General features: G+C 63.9%; 10 protein-coding genes. 1 reads left to right on the top strand and 9 read right to left on the bottom strand.

What is annotated here, in order from left to right; genetic code table 11:
* Positions 1-196 precede the first annotated feature (196 nt).
* Positions 197-502 (bottom strand): hypothetical protein, encoded by a 306-nt coding sequence (locus AC1D2K_RS24485; protein ID WP_478091673.1) that lies wholly within the window; start codon positions 500-502, stop codon positions 197-199.
* Between the two features lie 3 nt (positions 503-505).
* Positions 506-772, bottom strand: a complete 267-nt coding sequence (locus AC1D2K_RS24490; protein ID WP_478091674.1) for a DUF1488 family protein — start codon at positions 770-772, stop codon at positions 506-508.
* Positions 773-1015: 243 nt separating this feature from the next.
* On the opposite strand from AC1D2K_RS24490, the gene AC1D2K_RS24495 reads away from it, so the two are divergent.
* Entirely contained in the window at positions 1016-1273 is a 258-nt protein-coding gene (locus AC1D2K_RS24495) for a hypothetical protein (protein ID WP_478091675.1), read from the top strand.
* Between the two features lie 51 nt (positions 1274-1324).
* Here the strand turns inward: AC1D2K_RS24495 and AC1D2K_RS24500 are convergent, their stop codons facing one another.
* The 7 genes from AC1D2K_RS24500 to AC1D2K_RS24530 all read right to left on the bottom strand — a co-directional run.
* A complete protein-coding gene (locus AC1D2K_RS24500) occupies positions 1325-1570 on the bottom strand; it encodes a hypothetical protein (RefSeq protein WP_478091676.1) in 246 nt (81 codons plus the stop codon).
* 440 nt (positions 1571-2010) lie between these two features.
* Entirely contained in the window at positions 2011-3045 is a 1035-nt protein-coding gene (locus AC1D2K_RS24505) for an L-idonate 5-dehydrogenase (protein ID WP_478091678.1), read from the bottom strand.
* A 10-nt stretch (positions 3046-3055) separates the two neighbouring features.
* A complete protein-coding gene (locus tag AC1D2K_RS24510; RefSeq protein WP_478091680.1) occupies positions 3056-4012 on the bottom strand; it encodes a tripartite tricarboxylate transporter substrate binding protein in 957 nt (318 codons plus the stop codon).
* Positions 4013-4032: 20 nt separating this feature from the next.
* A complete protein-coding gene (locus AC1D2K_RS24515) occupies positions 4033-4800 on the bottom strand; it encodes an SDR family oxidoreductase (protein WP_478091681.1) in 768 nt (255 codons plus the stop codon).
* Positions 4801-4821: 21 nt separating this feature from the next.
* The gene (locus AC1D2K_RS24520; protein ID WP_478091683.1) at positions 4822-6069 is read right to left on the bottom strand and encodes an enolase C-terminal domain-like protein; all 1248 of its coding nucleotides are present in this window, start codon (positions 6067-6069) and stop codon (positions 4822-4824) included.
* Positions 6070-6099: 30 nt separating this feature from the next.
* A complete protein-coding gene (locus tag AC1D2K_RS24525) occupies positions 6100-7296 on the bottom strand; it encodes an ABC transporter ATP-binding protein (protein WP_478091685.1) in 1197 nt (398 codons plus the stop codon).
* Positions 7297-7327: 31 nt separating this feature from the next.
* On the bottom strand, positions 7328-8025 hold a 698-nt coding region (locus AC1D2K_RS24530; RefSeq protein ID WP_478091687.1), incomplete at its 5' end, for a carbohydrate ABC transporter permease.

Here is an 8025-nt window from a genome sequence, read left to right on the forward strand (position 1 = left end):
GTTGAATCCGCAGTCTGAAGCGGGTACTCGAGCACGCATGCGCCAACGGTTGGACCCTGTTTCCGCTTTGGACGCGAAAGCGCGCGACGGATCCCGTGGCCGCTTATCGATAGGCGTGGGCGCTTGCGAGTTGGGAGATCCTTTCGCCCAAAAAATGTTTCAAGCGGAACGCCGTGCGCCGGCACCCCGAAGGATATCAGCGGCGCCGGGGTGCAAATCGCCGAGCGGTGGCATCGGCATTGATCTCGAGAGCCGCTTCGTTGAAAAGCCGTGCCCTACCCTTGGTCGTCAGGCTGTATTGGCGTCGTTGCGGCGTCGCCGTATCGCCCGCGCCGGGAGCGACGGTGTCAACGGGGGACACGAGTCCCTGGTCTTGAAGGATTTCCAGGCGCGCCTGCAGCGTTGCGCTGGAGATCGAGCCGGACTGGGCCAGCTCGGAGTCGAACTGCGGCGAGCGGTCGCGAAGGAGGGAAAGGATGAGGGAGTTCTTGTCGAGCGTCATCGCTTACGGCGCCGTCGGCAAGGCGCGCAAGTCCGCATCGCGAAGCATGACGGGCTCGACCGAGCCATTGGCGACCCGGCGGCGCACCGCGGCATGGATTTCCTGAAGATGGTCGGCAAAGGTCGACAGGGGCGTGTCGTCACGCCCGGTCGGGTGATAGCGATAGTGGAGTGTCTCCTTGCCGACACTCGCACCGACGTGCTGCTCGCCTATCGGCACCCAGAAACGGACAGTGCCCGACGATTCATGAAATGTCGATTCATCGGTCAAGATTTAGGCTTTCGGGAGATGAGGGAAGTCATCGTTCCAGAGGACGGCTCGCGTTCGATCGAACGAGGCGCGTCACACAATTGAAGAATCGCAGGCGGCGGTGGCAGCAGGGACCAAGGTCGCTCCCATCGTAGTGCATTGGCCGCGTGATCAGGCGAGGGGGAGCGAAATAAGGGCATTCAGGACAACGCGCGCTTGCGAATGCCGCACACTCCACGCTCCACATCGCCTGAAAGGCACCTCATGTCCATGACCATTTCGCAGGCGATCGACCGTCTCAATCAGATTCCGAATGATCTCGATATTCGAGGTCGACTCGAGGCCTTCGAGTTGTGCGCGCCCAATCACAAARGCCGACCCGGCGACATCAGCATGGTCAAGTCCGCGCTGTGGCAAGGGCAGCTGCGCATCGACGTCGACACCCTGAGAGTCATACAGGCCATCGCGGTTGAATCTGCAAAATCGCAGGAGGCGTTGACACTGGCAGGGGCCAGAGCTTGAGATTCAACACCTGCGCGCTCCGCTTTCCGCTCCTCTCGGCCGGAGGTTTTACTACGAGATGTGGAAGCGGCCGATAGCGTCGCGCTGCGCATTCACGATCGCGGCAAATGCATCGTCGATACTGCAGTCGCCCGTGTTGACGACCAGGGAGTCGGCCCAGTTCTTTCCGGCGTGATCGGACTTCGCCAGCTTGTACTGAACGCTCACCTTGAGGCCCGTGCAGCCGGAAGTCCTGCGAGCCTTGTCGGTGATCCATTCGCTCAATTCTTCGAGTGTGACCGGCTGAGTTTTTGCCATTGTGTCCTTGTATGCAGGTGCATCGTTCTACACGGAAATTCTCGAAACACAATGATGTAAGGTATTTTCGACCTCACCAGAGCCACCGCTTGGAGGGCAGTGCCCCACCCATCAAAGCGGTCGAAGGCTGCCTTTGCAACGACTGCCGTCCTTCCCTGCCGCTCGACGAACTCACGCTGTATGCCCGATTCCGGTCATCCAGGCTCCACAAGATCCCAGCATCGATGACCGGTCCCAAGGCGGTGCAGAAATAGCCGGCACTCAAGCGGCTGGAGCCGTCTCGGCGTCGAGGACCTTGCACAGCCGCCTTTCTGCACAGGGCATACAACGACTGCCGAACCACGAGTACAGCGTCGACGCACTGCGAATCTCACCTCGGACGAAAGCGGCCGATGGAAAGGCGTGGTCTGACAGGCGAGGATCGTTGCCGACCAGGCGGGTTAGTCGAAGTTCAAGATCACCTTCATCGCCTGAGTCCGATCGGCCGCGAGCGCGAAGGCGCGCGCGGAATCGCGGTACGAAAGGGTCGCCGAGATCAGCGGCTTCACGTCCACCAGCCCCTTGTTCAACAACTCCACCGCGACAGCGAACTCCTCATGGAAGCGGAATGCCCCGCGCAGATCGAACTCCTTGGCGACGATGGTGTTGATCGGCAAGGTCATGTCGCCACCCAGCCCCAGTTGCACGATGATGCCGCGCGGGCGGATCGCATCGAAGGCGCCCACCAGCGCCCGTGCATTGCCGCTGGCCTCGAACAGCACGTCGAAGCTCCCCTTGTCGATGGTGAAACGGGCCAGGCCGTGCGGCTCTTCCGCGACGTTGACGACTTCGTCCGCACCCACCTTGAGCGCCTTGCCCAGCGTATGGGCACTGACATCCGTCGCCACGACGTGTGAGGCACCTGCGCGCCGGGCCGCGATGATGGCCAGCGCGCCGATCGGTCCGCAGCCGGTGACCAGCACCCGCTTGCCGAGCAACGAGCCGGCGCGGCGCACCGCATGCAACGCCACCGCCAGGGGTTCGGCCATCGAGCCCTCTCCATCGCTTACCGAGTCGGCCAGCCGATGCGCTTGAGACGTATCGACCACGATCTGTTGACGGAACGCGCCTTGGACATGCGGCGTGCGCATGGCGCTGCCGTAGTAGCGCATGTCCAGGCAATGGTTCTGCAGACCCTGCTGGCAGTATTTGCAGATGCCGCACGGCCGGCTCGGACTGATCGCGATGCGCTCGCCCGGCCTGAAGGCGGTGACGCTGGCGCCGACCGCCTCGATCACGCCTGCCACTTCGTGCCCCAGCACCATCGGTTCCTTGATCCGGATGGTGCCGAAGCCGCCATGCTGGTAGTAATGCAGGTCCGACCCGCAGATGCCGCCGCAGCGCACGCGCACCTGCAGTTGATCGGAACCGAGCGCAGCAGTTTCGAATTCTTCGACACGCAGATCGCCAGGTGCGTGGATGACAAGGGCTTCCATGGGTCAGTCCTTATTTTTTGAGCTCGACGCTTGCGAGCAGCGTCTTGAAATAGGCCGACTGACTGTTCATGAACGTCTGGAACTGATCGCCGTCCATATAGGCCGGCTGGAGGTTGGCCTTGATCAGGGATTCACGGAATGCAGGATCTTCAGCGGTCTTTCGGGTTGCGTCGCGCAGGTACTTCACGATGTCCGGTGGCGTGTTCAAGGGAACTCCCAATCCTCGCCAGGTGCCCAGCACCAGATCCGTCCCTTTCTCCTTGAAAGTCACGACCTTGTCGTAGGGCACAGGCAGACGCCTGTCAGCCATGGCGACCAGCACGCGCACCTTGCCGGCCGCGACGTGCGAACCGATCTCCGCCGGACTCACCGTGATGGCGTCGACATGGCCGCCTACCAGCGCCAGCACGCTCGGTGCGGCACCCTGGAACGGCACATGGTTGAACTTCACGCCCGTCTTCTGCTCGACCGCGGCGGCGGCCAAATGCCAGATCGTTCCACTGCCGGCGTTGCCCATCGACACCACGCCCTCTTGCTTGCGCGCAGCGGCCAGGAGGTCGTCGATGGTCTGGTAAGGCGAATCCGCGCGTACCGCGATCAAACCGGGGTCCCCGTTGAGCCGCGCGATCGGGATGAAGTCGGCGGTCGTCACCTTGGTCATGTTCAGGTGCGGAATGATCGCCAGCTCGGAGATGAGCACGCCGATCTTGTAGCCGTCCGGCGTTGCGCGTTGCGCTTCGGTCATCCCGATGCCGCCGCCCGCGCCCGGCTTGTTGGTGACGATGAAGGGCTGTGGCACGTTCTTCTTCGCGGCTTCGGCGAAGAGCCGTGCCATGACATCGGTCCCTCCGCCGGCGGAAGAGGGAACCACCACCTCGATGGGTCGCGTGGGGTAGTCCGCCGCGTGCGATCCCAGTGGTGTCAGGAGGGTTGCGGCGACAGCGCAGGCGATTCGAAAGTTCTTCATGTCATGTCTCCTTCGATGGGTCAAAGCACCGACACCATGCCGCCGTCGACATAGATGATCTGGCCGCTCACATAGTTGGATGCGTCGGACGCGAGGAACACGGCGGTCCCGATCAGTTCCTCGGGCTTGCCCCAGCGGCCAGCCGGCGTGCGGCCCTTGACCCACGCGTCGAAGCTCGGGTTGTCGATCAGCGCCTGGTTCATGTCGGTGAGCATGTAACCCGGACCGATGGCGTTGGCCTGGATGTTGTGCGGCGCCCACTCGGCGGTCATCGCGCGCGTGAGCATCTTGATGCCGCCCTTGGCCACGGTGTACGGCGCGACCGTGGCACGCGCCAGCTCGCTCGTGAGCGAGCCGATGTTGATCACCTTGCCACGCCCGCGCGGGATCATCCGCTTGGCCGCCTCGCGCCCGACCACGAAGGCGCTGGTGAGATTGGTCTCGATCACACGGCGCCAGTCTTCGGTCGCCAGTTCGACCATCGGTTTTCGAAACTGCACGCCGGCGTTGTTGACCAGGATGTCAATGGCAATGCCCGCCGCGTCGAGCTTCTCGAAGGCGGCGACGACCGCAGCCTCGTCGCACACGTCGAAGGCATGGGCGTCGACGGTGTAGCCCTTGTCGCGCAACGAAGCGGCCGATGCGTCAAGCCGTGCGGCATCGACGCCATTGAGGACGAGTCGCGCGCCCGCCGCGGCAAGGCCCTCGGCAATCGCGAAGCCGAGGCCACGGGATGAGCCGGTCACCAGCGCGGTTTTGCCCGCGAGACTGAACAGTTGTGTGGACATGATGTTTTTGTTCCAGGAGGGTCAGGGGGTTTGGAGCGTGCCGTCGACCAGGCGCGTCTGCGTCCACGTGGTCACGGTGTTTTCGCACGGATACTTGCGGGCCTCTTCCTCGTCGAGGTCGACGCCCAGGCCCGGCTTGTCGTTGGCGTAGACGTAGCCTTCCCTGAACTCCGGAAGACCAGGGAAGACGTCGAGCAGCGCGCCGCGCGGCCCCTTCAGGTCCTGGATCACGAAGTTGGGCGGCTCGATGCCCGACCATTCCTGCACGCCGAAGTTGCGCGCGGCCAGGTCGATGTGGATGTTGGCCGCATGGGCCAGGGGAGACATGTCGCCCGGTCCGTGCCATGCCGTCTTGACGCCGAACTGCTCGGCGAAGAGTTGCAGCTTGCGACCCGGCGTGATGCCGCCGATCTGGCTCAGGTGCACGCGGATGAAGTCGATCAACTGATCGGTGATCAGGGTCTTCCATTCATAGGGGTTGTTGAACAGTTCGCCCTGCGCCAGCGGAATGCGGGTCTTCTCGCGCAATTGGCGCAGCCACTTCCCCTCCTCCAGCGGGATCGCGTCCTCCAGGAAGAAGAGTTCGAAGCGTTCCATGTCGCATGCGAACCGGATCGCCTCGATCGGACTCAGCCGCTCGTGCACGTCATGGCACAGCGCCACGTCGAAGCCGACCTTGCTGCGGATGCCGTCGAAGAGCTTGAGCGTGTCGCGCATGTAAGTGCGGCTGTCGAGATACACGCCTGCCGGTGCGCCGCGCGGCGCGGTCGACGGAGCGGGTCCGAAGCCACCGCCGCCATAGCCGCCGCTTTGGCAGCGGATGTGCGAGATCCCTTGCGCCTGGTAGCGCTGGATGTTGTCGCAGAGTTCGCTCAGGTCGCGGCCGTCGGCATGGCGATAGATCGGCACGCCCTCGCGCACCTTGCCACCGAACAGCTGGTAGACCGGCATGCCGGCCATCTTCCCCTTGATGTCCCACAGCGCCATGTCGACGCCCGAGATGGCGTTGTTCTCGACGGGGCCGTTGCGCCAGTAGGCGTTCTGGTGCATCAGCTGCCACAGCTCTTCGATCGCACTGACGTCGCGGCCGATGAGAAGCGGCTTGAGATACTGCTCAACCAGACATTGAACGACGAGGTGCCGGTAGGCGAAGGTCGCGCAGCCTAGGCCGTACAGGCCCGGCTGGTTGGTCTCCACCTTGACGACGRTGAGGTTGATGCCCTCGGGCGCCGTCAGGATGACTTTCACGTCGGAGATGAGGGTTGCCATGTGGGCGTATTTCCTTGCAGGTTTCGGGGCTCAGTGGCGAACTTCATCGGGCACGGGGATGTCGCTCGAGATGCGCTCTCCCGACCCGACCGCGAACAGCACGGCCTGGTTCAGGTCCAGCATGACGCGGACCTTGCTGCCGGCTTGCAGGGTGCTGTAGCCGGTTTCCGTCACCATGATCTCGTCGGCTGCGCCGCCGTCGCGGTCGTGCACCGTGCGCGCCGTGTCGAGGCGGATGGTCACGATCGATTCGGCGCCGACGTGTTCGACCAGGCCTACGGTGCCGGCGATGCCCGGCTGCGACGGGTCGGTGCCGATCGTGAGTGCGTTGGGACGCACGCCGATCAGCACGTCCTTCTGTCCGTCTCCGGCGCGCACGCCGAGACGGTCCGGCAACTGCGTCGTCATCTCGCCGATGGTCAGTTGCTTGCCGTCGATGCGCGCCTGCACGAGGTTCATTGCCGGCGTGCCGATGAAACGCGCCACGAAGGTGTTGGCGGGGTTGGTGTAGATCTCGCGCGGCGTGCCGACCTGCTGCACGACACCTTCACGCATCAGCACGATGCGCGTGCCCATGGTCATCGCCTCGATCTGGTCGTGCGTCACGTAGACGAAGGTCGCACCGACTTCGCGATGCAGCTTGATGATCTCGGCGCGCATCGATGAGCGCAGCTTGGCGTCGAGGTTCGACAGCGGCTCGTCCATCAGGAACACGTCCGGCTGCCGCACCATCGCGCGGCCCAACGCCACGCGCTGGCGCTGTCCGCCGGAGAGAGTGCGCGGATGACGGTCGAGCATCGGTGTCAGGGCCAGGATGCCGGCGGTGCGGTCGACCAGGCTCTTCACTTCGGGCGAACGCTCGATGCGGCGCTTGGCCAGATGACCGATGAGGGGGATGTGAAACCACCACTTGAACTGCCGCATGATCAGCGGGAACGTGATATTGCGGCGCACCGTCATGTGCGGATAGAGCGCGTACGACTGGAACACGAAAGCCATGTCACGCGCGCTCGGCGGCAGCGTGTCGACGCGACGCGCCGCCAGATGGATCTCGCCGCTGGTCAGCGATTCGAGACCCGCGAGCATGCGCAAAAGGGTCGACTTGCCGCAGCCCGACGGCCCGAGCAGGACCAGGAATTCGCCGGAAGCCACGTCGATGTTGATGTTGTCCACGGCCGGCTTCGGTCCGAAGGCCTTGGTCACGTGTTGGAGCGCGATGGAAGACATGGTGGTGTCCTTGTGCGTGTGCGTGAATGCCTCAGCCCTTGACGCTGCCGGCGGTCATGCCGGCAACAACGTAGCGCTGGACGAGGAGATAGAAGAAGACGGCCGGCAGCGTGTACATCAGCCCGATCGCCATGACCGAGTGCAGTGGCGTGCTCAGCTCGCCGACGAAGCCGGCCAAGCCGACCGAGGCGGTGTGCAGGTCGGGCGCGCTGACCAGCGTCTGCGCGAACACGTACTCGTTCCAGCCGTGGAAGAAGGCGATCACCGCGGTGGCCGCCAAGGTCGGCGCGATGAGCGGGATCACCACGATGAAGACCGTGCCGATGCGCGAACAGCCGTCGATGCTGGCCGCCTCCTCGATGTCGATCGGCACGCCATCGATCGCGCCCTTCAGGATCCATGTGATCACCGGCACCGTGAAGGCGGTGTTCACCAGGATCAGGCCCGTGAGCGTGTTCAGCAGCGAGAGCTGGCCGAAGATGGCGTACAGCGGCACCACCAGCATCGCCTCCGGCAGCATCTGCGTGATGAAGAGCGCGAGCCCGACGATCGCAATGCCGGCGAACTTGAAGCGCGACAGCGCATAGGCGGGCAGGACCGCCAGCGCGATGCTCAGCACCGTGGTGCCCACGGCGACGATGGCGCTGTTGACGATCCAGGTGCCGACTTCCGTGCTGCCGAACACGTCGCGGAACACATGCAGGTTGGCAAAGTCCGGCACCAGATGCG

The organism is Variovorax sp. P1_H12_2 (genome assembly GCF_056405335.1).